The organism is Xenorhabdus innexi (assembly GCF_002632485.1).
Classification (GTDB): domain Bacteria; phylum Pseudomonadota; class Gammaproteobacteria; order Enterobacterales; family Enterobacteriaceae; genus Xenorhabdus; species Xenorhabdus innexi.
The window spans coordinates 63990-84398 of sequence record NZ_NIBU01000015.1 but is presented as its reverse complement, the minus strand read 5'-3'; the positions used below and the strand labels follow the sequence as shown (position 1 = coordinate 84398).

Annotated in this window: 16 protein-coding genes, 2 tRNA genes and 1 other annotated feature; of the genes, 12 read left to right on the top strand and 6 right to left on the bottom strand. The window is 44.9% G+C overall.

What is annotated here, in order from left to right; all coding sequences use genetic code 11:
• Positions 1–87 (top strand) — a sequence feature (5S ribosomal RNA rRNA prediction is too short).
• A gap of 64 nt (positions 88–151) precedes the next feature.
• Positions 152–228: transfer RNA gene (locus Xinn_RS08555), tRNA-Asp, on the top strand.
• An 8-nt stretch (positions 229–236) separates the two neighbouring features.
• Positions 237–312, top strand: a tRNA-Trp gene (locus tag Xinn_RS08550).
• Positions 313–480: 168 nt separating this feature from the next.
• On the opposite strand, the gene hdfR is transcribed toward Xinn_RS08550, so the two are convergent.
• Positions 481–1317: an HTH-type transcriptional regulator HdfR gene (gene hdfR / locus Xinn_RS08545; RefSeq protein ID WP_086955029.1), complete on the bottom strand. Its 837-nt coding sequence runs from the start codon at positions 1315–1317 to the stop codon at positions 481–483.
• Positions 1318–1433: 116 nt separating this feature from the next.
• On the opposite strand from hdfR, the gene Xinn_RS08540 reads away from it, so the two are divergent.
• Positions 1434–1772: a MaoP family protein gene (locus tag Xinn_RS08540; protein WP_086955030.1), complete on the top strand. Its 339-nt coding sequence runs from the start codon at positions 1434–1436 to the stop codon at positions 1770–1772.
• A 57-nt stretch (positions 1773–1829) separates the two neighbouring features.
• On the opposite strand, the gene Xinn_RS08535 is transcribed toward Xinn_RS08540, so the two are convergent.
• Positions 1830–3356 carry a YifB family Mg chelatase-like AAA ATPase gene (locus tag Xinn_RS08535; RefSeq protein ID WP_086955031.1) on the bottom strand — a complete coding sequence of 509 codons (1527 nt, stop codon included), beginning with the start codon at positions 3354–3356 and terminating at the stop codon, positions 1830–1832.
• Between the two features lie 564 nt (positions 3357–3920).
• Here Xinn_RS08535 and Xinn_RS08530 point away from each other — a divergent pair.
• From Xinn_RS08530 to ilvA, 6 genes are all read left to right on the top strand, one after another.
• Positions 3921–4013 carry an IlvGEDA operon leader peptide gene (locus tag Xinn_RS08530; RefSeq protein WP_099137642.1) on the top strand — a complete coding sequence of 31 codons (93 nt, stop codon included), beginning with the start codon at positions 3921–3923 and terminating at the stop codon, positions 4011–4013.
• Positions 4014–4154: 141 nt separating this feature from the next.
• Positions 4155–5801 (top strand): acetolactate synthase 2 catalytic subunit, encoded by a 1647-nt coding sequence (gene ilvG, locus Xinn_RS08525; protein WP_086955032.1) that lies wholly within the window; start codon positions 4155–4157, stop codon positions 5799–5801.
• Positions 5798–6055: an acetolactate synthase 2 small subunit gene (gene ilvM / locus Xinn_RS08520; protein WP_086955033.1), complete on the top strand. Its 258-nt coding sequence runs from the start codon at positions 5798–5800 to the stop codon at positions 6053–6055. The genes ilvG and ilvM overlap by 4 nt, the downstream gene beginning before the upstream one ends.
• A 25-nt stretch (positions 6056–6080) precedes the next feature.
• Entirely contained in the window at positions 6081–7010 is a 930-nt protein-coding gene (locus tag Xinn_RS08515; RefSeq protein WP_099137641.1) for a branched-chain amino acid transaminase, read from the top strand.
• A gap of 159 nt (positions 7011–7169) precedes the next feature.
• A complete protein-coding gene (gene ilvD / locus Xinn_RS08510; RefSeq protein ID WP_086955034.1) occupies positions 7170–9020 on the top strand; it encodes a dihydroxy-acid dehydratase in 1851 nt (616 codons plus the stop codon).
• 2 nt (positions 9021–9022) lie between these two features.
• Positions 9023–10570, top strand: a complete 1548-nt coding sequence (gene ilvA, locus Xinn_RS08505; protein ID WP_086955035.1) for a threonine ammonia-lyase, biosynthetic — start codon at positions 9023–9025, stop codon at positions 10568–10570.
• Positions 10571–10664: 94 nt separating this feature from the next.
• Here ilvA and ilvY read toward each other — a convergent pair whose 3' ends face one another.
• Entirely contained in the window at positions 10665–11549 is an 885-nt protein-coding gene (ilvY, locus tag Xinn_RS08500; RefSeq protein WP_086955036.1) for an HTH-type transcriptional activator IlvY, read from the bottom strand.
• A gap of 133 nt (positions 11550–11682) precedes the next feature.
• On the opposite strand from ilvY, the gene ilvC reads away from it, so the two are divergent.
• On the top strand, positions 11683–13161 hold the full coding sequence (gene ilvC, locus Xinn_RS08495) for a ketol-acid reductoisomerase (protein ID WP_086955037.1): 1479 nt from the start codon (positions 11683–11685) through the stop codon (positions 13159–13161).
• A gap of 56 nt (positions 13162–13217) precedes the next feature.
• Here ilvC and Xinn_RS08490 read toward each other — a convergent pair whose 3' ends face one another.
• Positions 13218–14333, bottom strand: a complete 1116-nt coding sequence (locus tag Xinn_RS08490) for a class II histone deacetylase (protein ID WP_086955038.1) — start codon at positions 14331–14333, stop codon at positions 13218–13220.
• 282 nt (positions 14334–14615) lie between these two features.
• On the opposite strand from Xinn_RS08490, the gene rep reads away from it, so the two are divergent.
• A complete protein-coding gene (gene rep / locus Xinn_RS08485; RefSeq protein WP_086955039.1) occupies positions 14616–16646 on the top strand; it encodes a DNA helicase Rep in 2031 nt (676 codons plus the stop codon).
• A 90-nt stretch (positions 16647–16736) separates the two neighbouring features.
• Here rep and gppA read toward each other — a convergent pair whose 3' ends face one another.
• Positions 16737–18245 (bottom strand): guanosine-5'-triphosphate,3'-diphosphate diphosphatase, encoded by a 1509-nt coding sequence (gene gppA, locus Xinn_RS08480; protein WP_086955040.1) that lies wholly within the window; start codon positions 18243–18245, stop codon positions 16737–16739.
• A gap of 37 nt (positions 18246–18282) precedes the next feature.
• Positions 18283–19566, bottom strand: coding sequence for an ATP-dependent RNA helicase RhlB (gene rhlB, locus Xinn_RS08475; RefSeq protein WP_086955041.1), 1284 nt, complete (start codon positions 19564–19566; stop codon positions 18283–18285).
• A gap of 119 nt (positions 19567–19685) precedes the next feature.
• Between rhlB and trxA the strand changes: the two genes are divergently transcribed.
• Positions 19686–20027, top strand: coding sequence for a thioredoxin TrxA (trxA, locus tag Xinn_RS08470; RefSeq protein ID WP_086955042.1), 342 nt, complete (start codon positions 19686–19688; stop codon positions 20025–20027).
• Positions 20028–20409: the final 382 nt, after the last annotated feature.

Sequence of the window (20409 nt, the reverse complement as noted above, 5' to 3'; positions counted from 1 at the left end):
TGGTCCCACCTGACCCCATGCCGAACTCAGCAGTGAAACGCCGTAGCGCCGATGGTAGTGTGGGGTCTCCCCATGTGAGAGTAGGACACTGCCAGACATTAAATTAAATCACGTTGCCCGCCCAAAAGGCAGCCTGAAAAAGAAATTCGGTGGTGCGGTAGTTCAGTTGGTTAGAATACCGGCCTGTCACGCCGGGGGTCGCGGGTTCGAGTCCCGTCCGCACCGCCACCGTATTTAGGGGCGTAGTTCAATTGGTAGAGCACCGGTCTCCAAAACCGGGTGTTGGGAGTTCGAGTCTCTCCGCCCCTGCCAGTTAATAATTAAGTAATAATTTAAGATTTTCAGATTAATAGCCCAGCTAACTTTAGCTGGGTTTTTTCTATTTATTTTTTACTACTAATCTTTCACCGCCCTTTGGTGAGTAATCCTCCCACTTTTTGAGAGTCTTTGTGTCTCTCTATCATCTCTAGTTAAATATCATCAGATTGTCACAGGTGCTTTTTCAACAGGTATTTTTACTAATTGTTGGATAAGTGCATGTTGGTCACTATTTTGCAACCAGACTGCATATAGTGGCCGTTTAATCTGTTCGTTATCTGGTGCTAAGACAAGTTTAGAATATTCTTCAAGCCAGTGAACAGGCAGAAATGTCGCAGCATTGACACTTTCCAATAACTCTCTGGCGATATGAGCTGAGGTAGTTGTTATGATGGGAGGGTGATCATTTTTCAGAATCTGTTGCTCTTGTTGGTGAAAATTGGCTCCCCATTCTAGTTTTATGTAGTTTTCTATACCTTGTTCAAGATTATTCTGGGTAGTTAATAAAACAAGCTGAATGCCTCCGATCAGCTGGCTCTGGAATTCATCCATTTTTGGTGGTTCTGTTGTGATTAAAAGATCTAATTCACGAGAGTGTAGTTGTTTAACTAGAGATTGCCGCGTAGAAACGCGTGATTCAATTCTTATACCTTGATTATCTTTATAAAAAATATTTAACCAAGGGGTTAGATAGGCTTCCCACAGAGATGCTGTAGCACCGATGGAGAGCTCTGTATGTTGTGAGACATAGTTGATCTCTTTTTTCGCTAACTGCCAGGTATTCATTAACGATTCTGCATAGGGAACCAGCCGTTCACCCGCCGCTGTCAGACGAATATTATTGCGATGTCGTGTGAATAAATTAGCACCAAGTTGATTTTCCAGTTGTCGGATTCGAAAGCTAACAGCGGATTGTGTTAGATAGAGTGATTCAGCTGCCCGACCAAAGTGACGAGTCTTACTGACTTCCAAAAAGGTTTTCAGTAATTCGGTGTCCACATGCATCTCCAATAGTTTTTGTCGTTAAGATTTAAATATTTTGTTTTACAGAATGTCAAGCCTCCCTAATACTCCGCGCCATAATTAGTATGACAGTAGAGTTAGGAGTGTGTCAGATGGCTGAAAGCTTCATCACGACTAATCGTTTTTTTGATAATAAACATTATCCACGTGGATTTTCCCGTCACGGTGATTTCACCATCAAAGAGGCCCAATTGCTAGAACGCCATGGTCATGCGTTCAATGAATTGGATCTTGGTAAACGTGAACCGCAAACAGAAGAAGAAAAACTGTTTGTAGCAGTTTGCCGCGGCGAACGTGCACCTGTAACAATAGCGGAAAAAATATGGTTTAAGTATTTGGAAAAAATCAGACGTCCAAAACGTTTCCATACTCTTTCAGGCGGAAAACCACAGTTAGATCCTGCTGAGGATTTCACTGATAGTGATGATTAATATCATCATTGTAATGAAGGGTCTACAAGAGGGGGCAAATACGCCCCCTTTTCTACATTATCCAATCTGATTTTGCAGCTGAATAAGTAACCTATCCATACTCCGGTAACTGAGTGCTTCCATAATATCTGGTTTTTCTATTGTTTTTTGCCCTTTTAAATCTGCAATTGTACGTGAGACCTTTAAGATTCGGTGCCATGCACGGACAGAGAGGCCTAGCTTTAGTAGAGTATTTTCCAGAAAGAGGGCATCTTCCATTTTTAATCTACAAACTGTTTCTGTTTGCTTACGGTTAAGGTGAGCATTTACATATCCATTGCGTTCTATTTGTATGTTTCTGGCATTTTCTACTCTCTTTTTGACTTCGTGACTACTTTCACCATTTTTTGTTGATGATTTGCTCAGGATCCCGGGAGGAAGCAGAGGAACGTCTATAGAAAGGTCAAAACGGTCTAAAAAGGGGCCTGATAGTTTGGAAAGATAACGTAATATCTGCTGTGGACTGCTGCGATTATGTACTCCCTGATGATACCCCGTCGGGCTGGGATTCATGGCGGCGATTAATTGAACCCGAGCAGGAAAACAAACTTTTGCTCTGGCACGTGATATAACAATTTCGCCAGATTCTAATGGCTCACGTAACGCATCAAGGACAGTGCGGTTAAATTCTGGTAATTCATCCAGAAATAAAACGCCATTATGCGCAAGGGAAATTTCGCCTGGTTTAGGAATCGAGCCTCCTCCTACAAGGGCAGCCATTGATGAGCTGTGATGAGGCGCTCTAAATGGCCGTATATGCCATTTTTGAGGATGAACTGACTGACCAGCCAGACTATTAATTGCAGCGACGTGTAACGCTTCCTGATGCGTTAAAGGTGGCAGCAGATCACATAACCGGCTGGCCAGCATTGTTTTACCTGTCCCCGGAGGCCCGAGTAGCAGGAGATTATGACCACCTGCTGCTGTTATCTCCAGAGCCCGTTTAGCTTGTTCCTGCCCAATAATATCCTGTAGATCCAGAACAGATGGCTCGGTTTGTAGAGTTATCGGGTCAGGAGAAGATAAGATAGTTTTTTCACCTCGCAGGAAGTGACAGACTTGCAGTAAGTGGTTAGCTAGTAACGTTTCATTCTGAGATAAAATAGCCAGTTCAGCTTGATTTTCTACAGATAAAATCAACTGCCTTTCTGAGTTTTTGGCACTGAGTGCAGCGGGAATGGCTCCCATAACCCTGCGTATTTCTCCTGATAGCGCAAGTTCCCCTAAAAATTCATAATGATGTAATTCATTTGACGGGATCTGTTCCGAAGCTGCCAGAATTGCAATGGCAATAGGCAAATCATACCTTCCCCCTTCTTTAGGAAGGTCTGCTGGAGCCAGATTAACCGTGATCCTTTTTGCCGGATAGGTAAAGCCACTGTTGATCAATGCACTTCTGACACGATCTCTGGCCTCCTTGACTGTCGTTTCGGGTAAACCGACTAGCGTTAAACCCGGCAGACCATTACTGATATGTGCTTCTATTGTGACAATTGGGGAATCGACACCTATTGTGGCTCGTGTGTAGGTAATCGCAAGGGTCATAATGCTTTCCTTAGCCAAAAATATTTATCATGGCTGGTTTAAAAATAATAAAAAGTCACCTCTTATTATTCTGCGAAGCCTTTCGAAAATATAATTATTGCTATTACCTAAACTGATAGCTTTTAACTTTTTAATTGACAGCTATCCATTGATTCTTTTATCGATTTCTATTTTTTGTGAGTGAATTAGCTTCGTTCGGTATTGTTATTATGCTTATCATTTCTCTTATTTAGATAAATAAATTAATTTACCTAAATTTTTGTGATAAGTACTTTTGCTAGAAGTCTATTTTTTATAAGCATCTATATGTGATTTTTATAGTTCATTAAGTTATATTCCGACGATTTACTTTATTAATTATTTTACTAAACAGGTATATAATGATTTTTTTCTTATCATGAAATGGATAAAATACAGTAGATTAATCTGTTTTTATTCTATCTTATTGAAAATAATGATTAATATTATTTTTTTCGTAAAAAAGCAAAAATAATCATTGTCAACAATAATAGAAAGTGATAATTCTAAAACATATGTCCAATCTATGAATATGAACTAACCTTTATGACTAAATTTGTTCTCGTGATTAGCCTAATTATTAGCGTGGTAGTGATTATTCTACCGTGCGGGGGCGCACTTGGACGAAGGAAGGCTTAGACATAAAAGACAGCCAGATTTCACAAAGACCCCCGCCCAAAAAAATGGAGCGGGGGTTTTTTTTAGTACTTATAAATAAACAAATACAAAACAACATCACAAGAAACCACTGACAAAGTAAATACCGATAGGAGAATGGCAATGAATGGGGCGCAATGGGTTGTACAGTCATTACGGACACAGGGAGTGGAAAAAGTTTTCGGTTACCCCGGCGGAGCCATTATGCCTGTGTATGACGCTTTGTATGATGGTGGTATTGAACATTTGCTGTGTCGCCATGAACAAGGTGCGGTTATGGCTGCTATCGGTTATGCAAGGGCAAGTGATAAACCCGGAGTTTGTATTGCAACATCGGGGCCCGGAGCAACCAACTTAATTACCGGTCTGGCTGATGCTTTGTTGGATTCTGTACCGGTTATTGCCATCACCGGTCAGGTAAGTTCTGAGGTTATAGGTACAGATGCTTTTCAGGAAATCGATATGTTGGGGCTTTCCCTTGCTTGTACCAAACACAGTTTTCTGGTGGAGTCACTGGAAAAATTACCTCAGGTTATGGCGGAAGCCTTCTCAATCGCGATGGAAGGTCGTCCCGGCCCTGTTCTGATTGATTTACCGAAAGACATCCAGTTAAAACAGGGGGATTTTACACCTTATTTGATCCCTGCTGTTACCCCGTCTTTTCTGCCAGAGAAAGCACTGGCACAAGCCCGCGAGATGATGGCCTCTTCTCAAAAACCTGTTTTATATGTAGGAGGAGGGGTTGGAATATCAGGAGCGGCACCTGAGTTACGTCATCTGGTAGCAGAAACGGGAATCCCGGTTGTTTCTACTCTCAAAGGATTGGGAGCCGCAGATGCTGAGCATGAATGTTACTTGGGCATGTTAGGAATGCACGGAACAAAGGCGGCTAACTTAGCGGTTCAGTCCTGTGATTTACTTATTGCTGTCGGAGCGCGTTTTGACGACCGTGTGACCGGAAAATTGGCTACCTTTGCCCCGCATGCCAAGGTTATTCATATCGATATTGATCCGGCTGAATTGAATAAATTACGTCAGGCACATGTTTCAGTAAGAGGTAATTTAAAAACATTATTGCCCCATTTACAGCAGCCTTTATCGATCCAAGCATGGCAACAAGAAGTTAAGCAGTTAAAAGATATATATGCATGGCTCTATGACTATCAAGGGGAAAAGATCTATGCCCCGGCTCTGTTGAAACAGATATCTGATCGCAAGCCATCCAATACCGTTATCACTACCGATGTTGGTCAGCATCAAATGTGGTCCGCTCAACATATGACGTTTACCAGACCGGAAAATTTTATTACTTCCAGTGGACTTGGAACGATGGGTTTTGGCATTCCTGCTGCAATCGGAGCGCAGATGGTTCGCCCGGACGATATGGTTATTTGTATATCCGGTGATGGCTCTTTCATGATGAATGTTCAAGAGCTGGGAACGATTAAGCGTAAGAAATTACCGATCAAAATTGTCTTACTGGATAACCAGCGTTTGGGAATGGTTAAACAGTGGCAGGAGTTGTTTTTTGACCAACGTTATAGCGAAACAATTCTGACTGATAATCCTGATTTTATTGCTTTAGCAAAAGCTTTTGAGATTCCGGGTCAGCATGTTACTGAAAAGTCACAGATAGATGCTGCACTTGATGCATTGTTCAATAGTGAAGGCCCTTATTTGTTACACGTATCCATTGATGAATTTGAAAATGTTTGGCCATTGGTTCCGCCCGGCGCAAGCAATGCAAATATGTTGGAGAAGTTATTATGATACAGCATCAACTTGCTATTCAGGCTCGATTTTGCCCTGAAATTCTGGAAAGAATTCTGAGAGTTACCCGTCATCGAGGCTTTCAGATCCGCGCATTGAATATGGATCATGCAATAAATAGTGATAGTGTCTGTATTGAGCTTACTGTCGTCAGTCAGCGTCCTGTAAATTTACTTTTTGCTCAGTTGGTAAAGCTGGTTGATGTTTCTGGTGTTGAGATACAACATAAGAATTCACAGTTGATAAGCGCATAGTGCGCGATAGAAAGGAAACAGAAGAATGACAAAGCAAGCTGATTATATTTGGTTCAATGGTGAAATGGTTCCTTGGGCTGATGCAAAAGTACACGTTATGTCCCATGCTCTGCATTATGGAACATCAGTATTTGAAGGTATCCGTTGTTACGACTCTCATAAAGGGCCGGTTGTTTTCCGCCATCGGGAGCACATGCAGCGTTTACGTGATTCGGCCAAAATTTACCGTATGCCAGTGAGCCAGAGTGTTGATGAGTTAATGGAAGCTTGTCGTGCAACACTCCGTAAAAATAAATTAGTCAGCGCTTACATTCGTCCATTAGTTTTTATTGGTGATGTGGGGATGGGGGTTAATCCTCCCGAAGGTTATAAAACTGATGTCATCATTGCGGCTTTCCCGTGGGGAGCGTATCTCGGTGAAGAAGCCCTGGATCAGGGGATTGATGCAATGGTTTCTTCATGGAACCGTGTAGCGGCAAACACTATCCCTACTGCGGCAAAAGCGGGGGGTAATTATTTATCTTCTTTGCTGGTGGGAAGTGAGGCTCGACGTCATGGTTATCAGGAAGGCATTGCGCTGGATGTTCATGGTTATATTTCAGAAGGCGCAGGTGAAAATTTATTTGAAGTAAAAAATGGTGTTTTGTTCACCCCGCCATTTACTTCCGCTGCCTTACCGGGGATCACACGGGACGCTATCATCAGGCTGTCACAGGATCTTGGTCTGGAAGTGCGTGAGCAGACACTTTCCCGCGAATCACTTTATCTGGCTGACGAAGTCTTTATGACGGGTACAGCAGCAGAAATTACGCCGGTTCGTAGCGTAGATGGTATTCAGGTCGGAATTGGTAAGTGCGGCCCTGTTACCAAGAAAATTCAAAATGCATTTTTTGGCTTATTTGATGGTACGACAGAAGACAAATGGGGCTGGTTAGACCCTGTGAATCCTCAATAAATTAGATCATTAATAAATAAAAACATAATCGATACCCAATGGATTTCGGGGTGCATTGCAGATAACAAAAAAGCAGCTTGAAAGACGAAGGGAATAACAGGCGGCTCGTTCCCCGCCTGTATTCAGAAGCTGGTTAGACAGACACGGGAGTACAAAATAATGCCTAAATATCGTTCTGCCACAACAACCCATGGCCGAAATATGGCTGGGGCACGTGCTTTATGGCGGGCTACGGGGATGACTGATGAGGATTTTGGCAAACCTATTATTGCAGTTGTGAATTCATTTACTCAATTCGTGCCCGGGCATGTTCATTTACGGGATTTAGGCAGGCTGGTGGCAGAACAGATTGAGGCTTCAGGGGGAGTAGCAAAGGAGTTTAACACTATTGCCGTTGATGATGGCATCGCGATGGGGCACGGAGGAATGTTGTATTCATTACCATCCCGAGAGCTGATTGCTGATTCAGTGGAATATATGGTGAATGCACACTGTGCGGATGCGATGGTCTGTATTTCTAACTGCGATAAGATCACACCGGGTATGCTGATGGCATCACTGCGTCTGAATATTCCGGTGATTTTTGTTTCCGGTGGCCCGATGGAAGCCGGGAAAACCCGGTTATCAGATCAAATCATCAAATTGGATCTGGTTGATGCCATGATTCAGGGTGCAAATCCGAATGTCAGCGATGAACAAAGTGATCAGATTGAACGTTCAGCCTGCCCGACCTGTGGTTCCTGTTCCGGTATGTTTACAGCTAATTCGATGAACTGCCTGACAGAAGCGTTGGGGCTTTCTCAGCCGGGCAATGGTTCATTACTGGCTACACACGTAGATCGTAAGACCCTTTTCATCAACGCAGGTAAGCGTATTGTTGAGCTGACTAAACGTTATTACGAACAAAATGACAACAGTGCGTTGCCACGCAATATTGCGACTAAAGCTGCCTTTGAAAATGCTATGACGCTGGATATTGCAATGGGTGGCTCGACAAATACGGTGTTGCATTTATTGGCCGCTGCGCAGGAGGGGGAAATTGATTTTACTATGGCAGATATTGATCGTCTGTCCCGTCAGGTTCCTCATTTGTGTAAGGTGGCACCAAGTACCCAAAAATATCATATGGAAGATGTGCATCGTGCTGGTGGCGTGGTTGGTATTCTCGGCGAATTGGATCGTGCAGGGCTTTTACATCGCCATGTGAAGAATATTTTGGGTTTAGATTTGCCAGAAACGCTGGCTCAGTACGATGTTATGCAAACATCAGATGAAGTCGTTAAAAGCATGTATGCAGCAGGGCCGGCAGGTATTCGTACTACTCAGGCTTTCTCCCAGAATTGCCGCTGGCCATCATTGGATACAGACCGGAAGGAAGGGTGTATCCGTGAACGCTCCCATGCTTACAGTCAGGATGGTGGGCTGGCGGTTCTGCATGGCAATGTTGCTGTGGATGGCTGTATTGTAAAAACTGCGGGAGTGGACGAAAGCATTCTGGTTTTCCGTGGTCCGGCTAAAGTTTATGAAAGTCAGGAAGATGCAGTGGATGCGATTTTGGGCGGAAAAGTTGTAGCGGGTGATGTGGTTGTTATTCGTTATGAAGGTCCGAAAGGAGGCCCCGGCATGCAGGAAATGCTTTATCCAACCACTTATCTGAAATCAATGGGATTGGGAAAAAGCTGTGCTTTGATCACCGATGGGCGTTTTTCAGGAGGCACATCAGGGTTATCAATAGGCCATGTTTCCCCGGAAGCCGCTAATGGTGGTCTGATTGGACTGGTTTGTGATGGCGATATTATCAACATTGATATTCCAGACCGTACAATCCAGTTGGATGTTGACGAAAAAGAGCTTGCTGAACGAACACAGGTTGAATTATCCCGTGGTGATAAAGCGTGGACACCTAAATCCCGTGAACGTCAGGTTTCTTTCGCCCTGCGTGCTTATGCCTCACTGGCGACCAGCGCCGATAAAGGGGCTGTACGTGATAAGACCAAACTGGGGGGGTAATTGTGGCAGTTTATCCTCTTAATACTGAGCCGAAAGGAGCGGAATATCTCAAAGCCGCGCTGAGCGCCCCCGTTTATGATGTTGCTCAGGTCACCCCATTACAGGAAATGAAAAAAATCTCCGCTCGTTTAAATAATACTATTTTGGTTAAACGGGAAGATCGTCAGGTGGTGCACAGTTTTAAATTGCGTGGCGCATATTCCATGATCGCCAGCCTGACGGAAGAACAAAAAATCAGGGGCGTGATTACGGCATCGGCAGGCAATCATGCACAGGGCGTTGCATTATCGGCCAGTAAAATGGGCATCAGGGCGACGATTGTGATGCCGGTAGCAACCGCAGATATTAAAGTTGATGCGGTGCGTAGTCTGGGTGGCGAAGTACTGCTGCATGGTGTGAATTTCGATGAAGCAAAAGCGAAAGCCATCGAAATTGCAAAGGAACGCCACTATACCTTCGTCCCACCTTTTGATCATCCGGCTGTTATTGCGGGGCAGGCTACTTTGGCAATGGAACTGTTACAGCAGGATGTTCACCTTGATCGTATTTTTGTTCCGGTTGGCGGCGGCGGATTAATTGCAGGTGTTGCGGTTCTGATTAAACAGCTTGTACCGGAAATGAAAGTGATTGGCGTGGAAGCTGAGGATTCCGCTTGCCTGAAAGCGGCACTGGAAGCCGGGCATCCGGTCGATTTACCGAGAGTCGGGTTATTTGCGGAAGGTGTTGCCGTTAAGCGTATTGGTGATGAAACGTTTCGTCTTTGCCAGAAATATGTTGATGATGTTATTACAGTCGATAGTGATGCTATTTGTGCTGCCATGAAAGATATTTTTGAGGATGTCCGGGCAATTGCTGAACCTTCTGGTGCTTTGGCGTTGGCAGGGTTGAAGAAATACGTTCATGAGCATCAGATTCAGGGAGAGAGGCTTGCTCATATTCTTTCGGGGGCGAATGTAAACTTCCACGGCTTACGTTATGTCTCAGAACGCTGTGAACTGGGGGAGCAGAGAGAGGCTTTGCTGGCAGTCACTATTCCTGAACAAAAGGGTAGTTTTTTGAATTTCTGTCAGATTCTGGGTAGTCGCGTTGTAACAGAATTCAGCTATCGTTATTCGGATGCCGCTGATCCAAATAAAGCCTGTATTTTTGTCGGTATCAGGCTGAATCGTGGAAATACTGAACGTCTTGAAATTATTGAAGAGTTAAGAGTCGCAGGTTATCAAGTTGCAGATTTTACTGATGACGAAATGGCGAAATTGCATGTTCGCTATATGATTGGTGGCAGACCATCCAAACCATTGCAGGAACGGTTGTTCAGTTTCGTCTTCCCTGAATCACCGGGCGCATTACTGAAATTTTTGCAAACACTGGGGGCACATTGGAATATCACGCTGTTTCACTATCGTAGCCATGGTACCGATTACGGGCGCGTGCTGGCTGCATTTGAGTTATCAGCAGCAGAAGCCTGCTTTGACCGCCACTTGGATGAGTTGGGCTACGAGTATAATGATGAGACGGATAATCCTTCATTTAATTTACTACTGAGGTAGGGAAACTCAGAGCTTAATTGAATAGAGATAGCGCCATAACAGGCGCCATCAGTTTCATGATGAAGTCTCTTTTTAAGTTTTTATCATCATTCAATCAGATCAGCAGGTTCCAAAATGCCTTAATCAACGGTTCATGCAGCCGCTTACCCAGAGCACAAACGCCCAACTCGAATGGTTCAACCAATGAAATATTTTCCAGCAATGATATACGGTTTCGTACTGGTTCCGGGCTATTTTCAACCACAACCGCTGGAATTAGTGCAATGCCACAGCCTAAAGCAACCATCGAAACAATTGCTTCATGGCCTGAAACTGTCGCATAAATCTGGGGATGATTAATTTTATGACGTCGGAACCAAAGCTCAATCCGCTTACGGGAAGGGCCGTGTTCCGGCAGAATAAATGGAATTTCATTCCAGTCTGGCTGCTCCTGTGTTGCGAGCGTTCTTACCGTACAAGGCAAAGCCGGAGCGATCAGAACCAGCGGAATTTCGCCAATTTTGGTAAAACTGACGTTATCAGGCAGTTTCTCCGGTTTGCCTGCAATACCTAAATCTGCTTCTTCAGATTGAATTTTATCAACGGCATCGGCGGCATCCCCTGTTGTCAGTTTGATTTCAACCAAAGGATGCTCAGCACGGAACTTGTCCAGAACTTGAGGAAGATGACTATAAGCCGCAGTAACTGAGCAGAACAGGCGTAATTCTCCTGTCAGCGATGAGCTTTGGTGGTTCAGAGAATGCAGCAGTTGCTGATATTGCAGTAATGTATGTTGAGCAAACTGTTTTAATTGTTCACCCGCTGTGGTCAGTTTTACTGTCCGGTTATCTCGCAGAAATAGTGAGTGACCTAATTGATCTTCAATACGCTGAATCTGGCGTGAAAGTGTAGAAGGGCTGACATGCATTGCTTTGGCTGTACGACCAAAATGACAACTTTCGGCAAGATGCAAAAACAGTTTTAAATCACGTAGATCCATCGAATTGTCCTTTCTGCTAAGTGTTGCATAAACTGCAATGTAGTCTTGACAATATATCAATTTAAGCAATGCCTTTCATAGCATATATTGGCGTTATGCAAACAACATCACACCTAATTATATCGGAGTCACCATGGCTAACTATTTTGATACATTGAATTTGCGCCAGCAGTTGGCGCAGTTGGGCAAATGCCGCTTTATGGCGCGGGACGAATTTGCTGACGAGGCAGGGTATTTAAAAGGCAAGAAAGTGGTGATTGTGGGGTGTGGTGCACAAGGCCTGAATCAGGGGCTGAATATGCGTGATTCCGGCCTTGATATTGCCTACGCTCTGCGTAAAGAAGCAATCGAAGAAAAACGGGCATCATGGCGTAAGGCAACTGAAAATGGTTTCAAAGTCGGCACATATGAAGAGCTGATCCCACAGGCAGATCTGGTGATTAACCTGACGCCGGACAAACAGCATTCTGCGGTTGTTCAGGCTGTTCAGCCATTGATGAAAGAAGGGGCTGCACTGGGCTATTCCCACGGTTTTAATATTGTCGAAGTGGGTGAGCAGATCCGCAAAGATATTACTGTCGTGATGGTTGCGCCGAAGTGTCCGGGAACGGAAGTGCGTGAAGAATATAAGCGTGGATTTGGTGTTCCGACTTTGCTGGCTGTTCATCCAGAAAACGATGCAAAAGGCGAAGGGATGGCAATCGCTAAAGCATGGGCAGCAGCAACCGGTGGCCATCGTGCTGGGGTTCTGGAATCCTCATTTGTGGCAGAAGTAAAATCTGATTTGATGGGTGAGCAAACTATTCTGTGTGGCATGTTACAGGCAGGGTCTCTGTTGTGTTATGACCGGCTGGTGGCTGATGGTGCAGAACCGGGTTATGCCGGTAAACTTATTCAGTTAGGTTGGGAAACCATTACTGAAGCCCTGAAACAGGGTGGTATTACGTTGATGATGGACAGGCTTTCCAATCCGGCAAAACTGCGGGCGTATGCGCTTTCAGAACAACTGAAAGTTATTCTGGCTCCGCTCTTCCAAAAACATATGGATGATATTATTTCCGGTAAGTTCTCTTCTGACATGATGGCTGACTGGGCGAATGATGATAAGAATCTGCTGAACTGGAGAGCTGAAACCGGGCAGACGCCATTCGAAAACTATCCTGATTACAACGGTCATATCAGTGAACAGGAATATTTTGATCATGGCGTATTAATGATTGCGATGGTTAAAGCAGGAGTTGAGTTGGCATTTGAAACAATGGTGGATTCAGGAATTATTGAAGAGTCTGCTTATTATGAATCCCTGCATGAACTGCCACTGATTGCGAATACCATTGCCCGTAAACGTCTCTATGAAATGAATGTGGTCATTTCTGATACGGCTGAGTATGGTAACTATCTGTTCTCTTATGTTGCCGTGCCTCTGTTGCAGGAAAAATTCATGTCATCTTTACAGGCAGGGGATTTAGGCAAAGCCGTTGCTGATAGCGGTATCGACAATGCTCAGCTGCGTGATGTTAACGATGCTATCAGGAACCATCCGATTGAAACTATCGGTCGGACTCTGCGTGGTTATATGACAGATATGAAACGCATTGCCGTTGGTGGATAATTCTGACTATGCCATGCCCGATACCACGTATCGGGCATACTATTTTCCCCGTAGGGCTATAAATTAAACTTCTGTTTCAGTGCATCAATATCCTGACGCTGGAATGCATCAAAATGTTCTCTGGGCTGTTGGGCCTGAAACAGCTCCAGCAGAGGGTCCTGAACTTCGGTGCGAACACCGCTCAATTCTTCCAGTACAGCCAGCCCACAGAAAGGGACGTAGAGTTCAGAGTAACCACCTTCATGGACAACAACCAGCTTACCAGCACATAACTCATCCGCCGCTTGCTGTATTTTCCGCGTCATCTCTCGGAAGCTCTCACTGTGTAACTGCATTCGGGCCAGCGGGTCGATAGCATTGGCATCATAGCCACAGGCGACAATAATCAGTTCGGGCTGGTAACGATGTAGTGCGGGCAGAACAATTTGATCCATGGCATACATGTAGCTGTTGTGTCCGGCTCCGGCCATCAATGGAATATTGATGTTGAACCCTTTTCCTTTACCTTCACCGATATCATCTTCACCACTATAACCTTCGGGATAGCAGCCATCCTGATGGAGGGAAATAGTCAAAACATCATCACGTTGCCAAAATACGTGTTGTGTTCCGTTACCATGGTGAACATCCCAGTCAATGACGGCAACACGACCAAGCCCAAACAGCTTTTTAGCTCGTTCAATGGCGAGGGGAATATTGGCAAAGTAACAAAAACCCATCGCCTGATCTGGCAGGCAATGATGTCCGGGGGGACGGGAGAGGCTATAGGCATTGTCCAGTTTTCCATGCAGGACAGCTTCTACTGCGGCACAGGTCAGCCCGGCAGACAGTTTGGCTATTTCATAACTGCCTGCCCCTACAGGTGCTGCGTGCCCGAGCAGGCCAGTTCCATTATCACTCATAGACTTAAAACGCTGTAAATACTCTGTTGGATGGATGAGATTTAAGGTGGTTTCATCAAGGGGATCAGCACCTGATAACTGCAATGAGCGGCTTAAACCGGAAACATCCATTAAATTCTTCATCCTGCGTTTGGTTTCTGGTGATTCGGCATGCCCTGAACCAGCAGGAGGCTGCACCCATCCTCCGACAGGAACCATTACGACATGCTGTATGCCAGAATTGTGCCAGAAACAGCTTTCATCAAAGAAAAAACCTGTTTTACGTAACATATTGCACCCTCTTTGAGCGATTTTATAACATGAATTTTTTATGGTGATGAGATCTAAGGTGAACCCGATTTTATTTATTACATATAGAAAAGTAGTCAATCTATCGCCGATTGGGGTGCTAAGATCGATAAAATAATTTTTTAATTGATGAGGATTATGACTCGACATTCTTAAGAAGCGCTCATAGCAGCCTGACTGACGAAGAAAAACGCCTTATTACACCGCTTTCTGCTACAATTTCGTTCCTTACTCTTTTTATCCTGATATAACCTTCAAAACAGTATGCGATTAAATCCCAGCCAACAACAAGCGGTTGAATTTGTGACAGGGCCTTGTCTGGTTCTGGCCGGTGCAGGCTCCGGTAAGACCAGAGTTATCACCAATAAAATAGCCCATCTGATACGTGCCTGCGGTTATCAAGCGCGCCATATTGCGGCTGTAACCTTTACTAACAAGGCCGCACGTGAAATGAAAGAACGTGTGGCCCAGACATTAGGGCGTAAGGAAACCAGAGGTCTGATGATTTCAACTTTTCATACGTTGGGGCTGGAGATCATCAAGCGCGAATACAAGGCACTGGGCATGAAGAGTAATTTTTCTCTGTTCGATGATCAGGACCAAATGGCCTTGCTGAAAGATCTGACGGCGGATTTGCTGGAGGAAGATAAAGATCTGCTGCAAAAATTGATCTCAAGTATCTCCGGCTGGAAAAATGATCTGAAGTCACCGGAACAGGTCATGAGGTTAGCCGGTTCTGCGCAGGAGCATCAGTTTGCTGAGTGTTATCGGCGGTATGATTTACACCTGAACAGTTGTAATGTGCTCGATTTTGATGACCTGATCACTAAACCAACATTACTGTTAATACGGGATGAAGAAGTCAGAGAGCGCTGGCAAAACCGAATTCGTTATCTGTTGGTCGATGAGTATCAGGATACCAATACCAGCCAGTATCAATTGGTCAAATTGCTGGTTGGTAACCGAGCGCGCTTTACTGTGGTTGGTGATGACGATCAGTCAATTTATTCCTGGCGTGGTGCTCGCCCGCAAAACCTGATCTTGCTAAACGCGGATTTTCCACAGCTCAATGTGATCAAACTGGAGCAGAATTACCGATCTTCAGGGAGGATACTGAAGTCGGCAAATATTCTGATTGCAAATAACCCCCATGTTTTCGAGAAGAAACTTTTTTCTGAATTGGGCTATGGTGATCCTCTTCGTGTGATCGAAGCTAATAATGAAGATCACGAAGCTGAACGTGTAGTCGGCGAATTGATAGCTCATCACTTTATCAATAAAACCGATTATAAGGATTACGCAATCCTGTATCGCGGTAATCATCAATCCCGCATTTTTGAAAAAATGTTGATGCAGAACCGTATTCCATATCGTATTTCTGGCGGAACTTCGTTTTTTTCCCGGCCGGAGATTAAGGACTTGCTCTCTTATCTGCGAGTGCTGACGAATCCTGATGATGATAGCGCTTTTCTGCGGGTTGTTAATACACCACGCCGAGAAATAGGGGCTGTGACAATTCAGAAGCTGGGTGAATGGGCGAAGCAGCGTAACAAAAGTCTGTACCATGCCAGTTTCGATCTTGGTCTCGAGCAGAATCTCTCCGGTCGTGGATTAGCAGCCTTGCAGCGTTTTACTCACTGGCTGGATGAAATTTCACGTCAGGCAGAGCGTGAACCGTTGTTAGCAGTAAGGGATTTACTGCATGGCATGGATTATGAAAGTTGGTTGTATGAAACATCTCCCAGCCCGAAAGCGGCTGAAATGAGGATGAAAAATGTTAACCAGCTTTTTACTTGGATGAGTGACATGTTCGAAGGGGATGACCTGAATGAACCGATGACACTTTCTCAGGTTGTGGCTCGCTTTACTCTGCGGGATATGCTGGAGCGTGGTGAGGAAAACGAGGAGTTGGATCAGGTACAGCTTATGACGCTGCATGCTTCCAAGGGACTGGAATTTCCTTATGTTTTTATGGTTGGCATGGAAGAAGGACTATTGCCACATCAGAGCAGCATTGATGAAGATAATATCGAGGAAGAGCGCCGTTTAGCGTATGTCGGTATTACCCGTGCCCAACGTGAACTGTTTCTTACCCTGAGTAAAGAACGCCGTCAGTATGGGGAGTTGATACGCCCTGAGCCGAGTCGGTTTTTGTTAGAGCTGCCACAGGATGATCTGGACTGGCCACAAAGCAAAAAAGTGGTCAGCGCAGAAGAGCGTATGAAACGGGGACAATCACGCCTTGCAGATATCAAATCCCGTTTTGGCCTTGGGCAGAAAACGGACGGGAATTAAGCGAATTAGTTTTCTCACCCCCAGCCGCTTTTTCAGTAGATGAGTCGGGGGAAAACTATTCATTTTTTGTTGTCTTGTCAGAAGCTGGATTTATCCCAAATGTGAATTACTCTGCTCTTCAATAAAAAGTGGCCAGTTGACATAACGTTGCCATGTACTTTCCTGATGCAGGGTTTCAGCCCTGAGAGGATGCAGTGCTTGCCATTGATAGGGAAGTGTAATGGTCAGCGTTTCATTTTCAGCCCATAAACGCAGAGCGGATAAAACGTCATCCCGCCGCTGACTGGCGAAAATAATGGCAAGACGTAGTAAACGACATAATCGTAGTGCCATCGGCGCCGATAACGCATTTTGCTGGTTCAGTGATACTAAATCGATAGCTCCACACTGGTTTTGTAATAATGTTGCCAGCAGGCGTTTTTGAGCGGGGGTATAACCGGGGAGGTCTAAATGATTAATCAGATAGGCAGAATGAGCCGACCCCTGGCGAAAATCGATACACAGGCCGATTTCATGCAGCAGACAGGCACTGACCAGCAGTTCCCGACATCGTTCATCCAATCCCCATGTTTTAGCAACTTGCTGAAAGAAATGCTCTGCCAGTTGTCTGACTCGTAGTGCCTGTTCTGTATCTATCTGAAAACGCCGTTGAACATTTTGTAAGGTTCTGGTTCGGATATCCTGCTCGACAGGTAATTCCAGCATTCCGTAAACCAGACCTTCACGTAATGCGCCTCCTGCCAGAATCATGCTCTCAATCCCCAATGCCTGAAAGACCGCAATCAGGATGGCAAGGCCACTTGGAAAAACCAGCGCCCGTTCCAGAGTCAGGCCATTTATCTCCAGCTCTTCAAGCTTCCCGCACTCAATCGCTTCAGATTTAAGTTGTTGCAGTTTGGGCAGAGTAATAAGTTCATCCATACCCTGAGCAATCATAATTTCCTGAAGAGCCTGAACAGTACCGGATGCTCCGACACAAATCTGCCAGCCTTGTTTCAGCAGTGTCTCAGTGACCGGAGCAAGGATCTGGTGAGCAGCGGCTTCTGCTTTAGCGAAGTTTTCTTCTGTCAGGCTGCGATCATTGAAATAACGCTCGAGCCAGGTAACACAACCCATCTCAAGGCTGAATAATTGCGTGGCTTTTGCGCCCGTACCTGTAACGAGCTCTGTGCTGCCGCCGCCAATATCCACCACCAGACGTTCCTCCGGCCCGCCTGTGGTGTGAGCAACGCCCTGATAAATCAGCCGGGCTTCTTCTTCCCCTTTGATAACTTTGACGGGAGAACCTAAGATTTCAGAGGCTCTCCCGACAAACTCAGCGGAATTTGCAGCAAGCCGTAGTGTTGCTGTTGCGACAACGCGGATCTGTGGTTCAGGAATATCCTGCAAATATTCCGCAAAGAGTCGAAGGCATTGCCATCCTCGTTCCATTGCCTGTTGTGATAAGTTGTTACTTTTATCTAATCCAGCAGCCAGCCTGACTTTACGCTTGATTCGGGCGACCACCTGAATACTATCGGATACTCTGCGGACAACCAGCATATGAAAGCTGTTTGAGCCTAAATCGATAGCGGCATAGAGCGAAGAAGAACTCAGCATTTTGTTATTCCAGAATTACGTTAATCAGCCTGAACGTTTACGGGTTGCGTTTACGATTACGAACAGTATTTCCACGACGCGGCGTATTTGTGCGGCGAGGATGTCCCCCTGAACGCGAGCGGTTACGGCGTTTGGGTACAGGTAAATCTGTCAGCAATGCATCGCTGTTATATTTGCTTACAGGAATCTGATGCTGGATATACTCTTCAATAGCTGGCAGATTCAGCGCATATTCTTCGCAGGCCAGACTGATTGAATGGCCACTTTCGCCTGCCCGGCCAGTTCGGCCAATACGATGGACGTAGTCTTCACAGTCATCCGGTAAATCATAGTTAAATACGTGTGTTACCGATGGAATATGCAGCCCTCGAGCAGCAACATCGGTAGCAACCAGAATATCCAGATTACCCTGACTGAACTCTTCCAGTATATGCAGGCGTTTTTTCTGGGCGACATCACCGGTCAGCAGACCGACACGATGGCCGTCAGCAGCCAGATGCGCCCAGACATCTTCACAGCGATATTTGGTATTCGCAAAAATAATGCAGCGTTCAGGCCACTCTTCTTCCAACAGGGTCTGTAGCAGACTCATTTTTTCTTCATTGGAAGGATAAAACAGTTCTTCCTGAATACGGTGCCCTGTTTTCTGTAATGGTTCGACTTCTACATATTCAGGGTTGTTCATCTGTTCGAAGGCTAATTCTCGCACCCGATAAGATAGTGTGGCGGAAAACAGCAGCGTCATACGCTGAGTAGCAGAAGGAATACGACGGAATAACCAACGGATATCCTTGATAAAACCAAGGTCATACATCCGATCTGCTTCATCCAATACCACAACCTGAACAGCACTGAGATTGATATATCCTTGTTTAGCATAATCAATTAAGCGGCCTGTAGTACCAATGATGATATCAACACCGGCTTCCAGTACTTTCAGCTGCTTGTCATAACCATCTCCGCCATAAGCAAGCCCCATTTTTAGCCCTGTGGCTTCTGCCAGTTCTTCTGCATCAGAATAAATCTGGACAGCCAGTTCTCGGGTAGGAGCCATAATCAGCGCGCGTGGCTGATTGATTTTATGATCCGCCGCAGCGGGATGGCTGAGTAAATAATGAAAAGTAGACGTCAGAAATGCCAGCGTCTTGCCCGTTCCTGTTTGTGCTTGCCCCGCAACATCCTGACCTTCGACAGTAAAAGGCAATGTCAGCGCCTGTATTGGCGTACAGTTGGAAAAACCCTTTTTATCAAGGGCTTCAATGACCTTGGGGTGCAATGCGAAGTCGGAAAACTTCTTTTCTGTCAAATGTGTTTTGCTCATAGTGTGGTAGAATATCAGCTAACAGTTGCTTTAAGAAAGTGTATCCGCTGAAATAAAGACACCTTATGTTGGTTAATGTAGACTGATAACCTAAAAGATTTTACTTTGGAGTCCAATTAATGAATGAGAAGATTGTGAATGCAGGTGTGATTCATCTGGCTGACAGCGACTTTAATGAAGATAAGCTGAAATCAGAAGGTATTGTTCTGGTTGACTTCTGGGCTGAATGGTGCGGGCCTTGCAAAATGGTAGCTCCTATTCTGGATGAAATTGCTTCAGAATATGCAGGTAAGCTGACTGTCGCTAAACTGAATGTTGATGATCACACTGAAACCGCGCCAAAATTTGGTATTCGTGGCATCCCAACACTGATTCTGTTTAAAGACGGTGAAAAAGTCGCTGTGAAAGTGGGAGCTTTGTCAAAAACTCAATTGAAAGAGTTCTTGGAGCCATACCTCTAATTTAGAGTTTGTTCACAGTAATTAAGGACGTTTAGCGGATAAAGTGATTTATCTTACTGACAGCTAGACGTCCGCTACGAAGCATGATAAGTTAGCGACCACGTGCTTAAATGTAAATGGAACATGCATAGAAAAACTTTCATCATTTGTATGAATAATTGACAATCGGCATGTTACATACTAAACAATCTGTAGTGTCTAATAAGTCTGTTATCTCGACACCTTGAAATATCTGATGGCATATCGTATTTAGTACAGTATCTAAAAGCATATAGTATCTAAAAGCATATATAGCGAGTTACTCAATATATGGCCTGATGCTGAAGACGTCTTTATGCTAACATCCCAATGATGTTTTCGTGCTGGCGTTTATGTTGAAGCC

Excerpts from the sequence above, each read along its gene's own strand:
- Xinn_RS08540 (WP_086955030.1), top strand. The coding sequence starts at position 1,434 with ATGGCTGAAAGCTTCATCACGACTAATCGTTTTTTTGATAATAAACAT.
- Xinn_RS08535 (WP_086955031.1), bottom strand. The coding sequence starts at position 3,356 with ATGACCCTTGCGATTACCTACACACGAGCCACAATAGGTGTCGATTCC.
- Xinn_RS08530 (WP_099137642.1), top strand. The coding sequence starts at position 3,921 with ATGACTAAATTTGTTCTCGTGATTAGCCTAATTATTAGCGTGGTAGTG.
- ilvG (WP_086955032.1), top strand. The coding sequence starts at position 4,155 with ATGAATGGGGCGCAATGGGTTGTACAGTCATTACGGACACAGGGAGTG.
- ilvM (WP_086955033.1), top strand. The coding sequence starts at position 5,798 with ATGATACAGCATCAACTTGCTATTCAGGCTCGATTTTGCCCTGAAATT.
- Xinn_RS08515 (WP_099137641.1), top strand. The coding sequence starts at position 6,081 with ATGACAAAGCAAGCTGATTATATTTGGTTCAATGGTGAAATGGTTCCT.
- ilvD (WP_086955034.1), top strand. The coding sequence starts at position 7,170 with ATGCCTAAATATCGTTCTGCCACAACAACCCATGGCCGAAATATGGCT.
- ilvY (WP_086955036.1), bottom strand. The coding sequence starts at position 11,549 with ATGGATCTACGTGATTTAAAACTGTTTTTGCATCTTGCCGAAAGTTGT.
- ilvC (WP_086955037.1), top strand. The coding sequence starts at position 11,683 with ATGGCTAACTATTTTGATACATTGAATTTGCGCCAGCAGTTGGCGCAG.
- Xinn_RS08490 (WP_086955038.1), bottom strand. The coding sequence starts at position 14,333 with ATGTTACGTAAAACAGGTTTTTTCTTTGATGAAAGCTGTTTCTGGCAC.
- rep (WP_086955039.1), top strand. The coding sequence starts at position 14,616 with ATGCGATTAAATCCCAGCCAACAACAAGCGGTTGAATTTGTGACAGGG.
- gppA (WP_086955040.1), bottom strand. The coding sequence starts at position 18,245 with ATGCTGAGTTCTTCTTCGCTCTATGCCGCTATCGATTTAGGCTCAAAC.
- rhlB (WP_086955041.1), bottom strand. The coding sequence starts at position 19,566 with ATGAGCAAAACACATTTGACAGAAAAGAAGTTTTCCGACTTCGCATTG.
- trxA (WP_086955042.1), top strand. The coding sequence starts at position 19,686 with ATGAATGAGAAGATTGTGAATGCAGGTGTGATTCATCTGGCTGACAGC.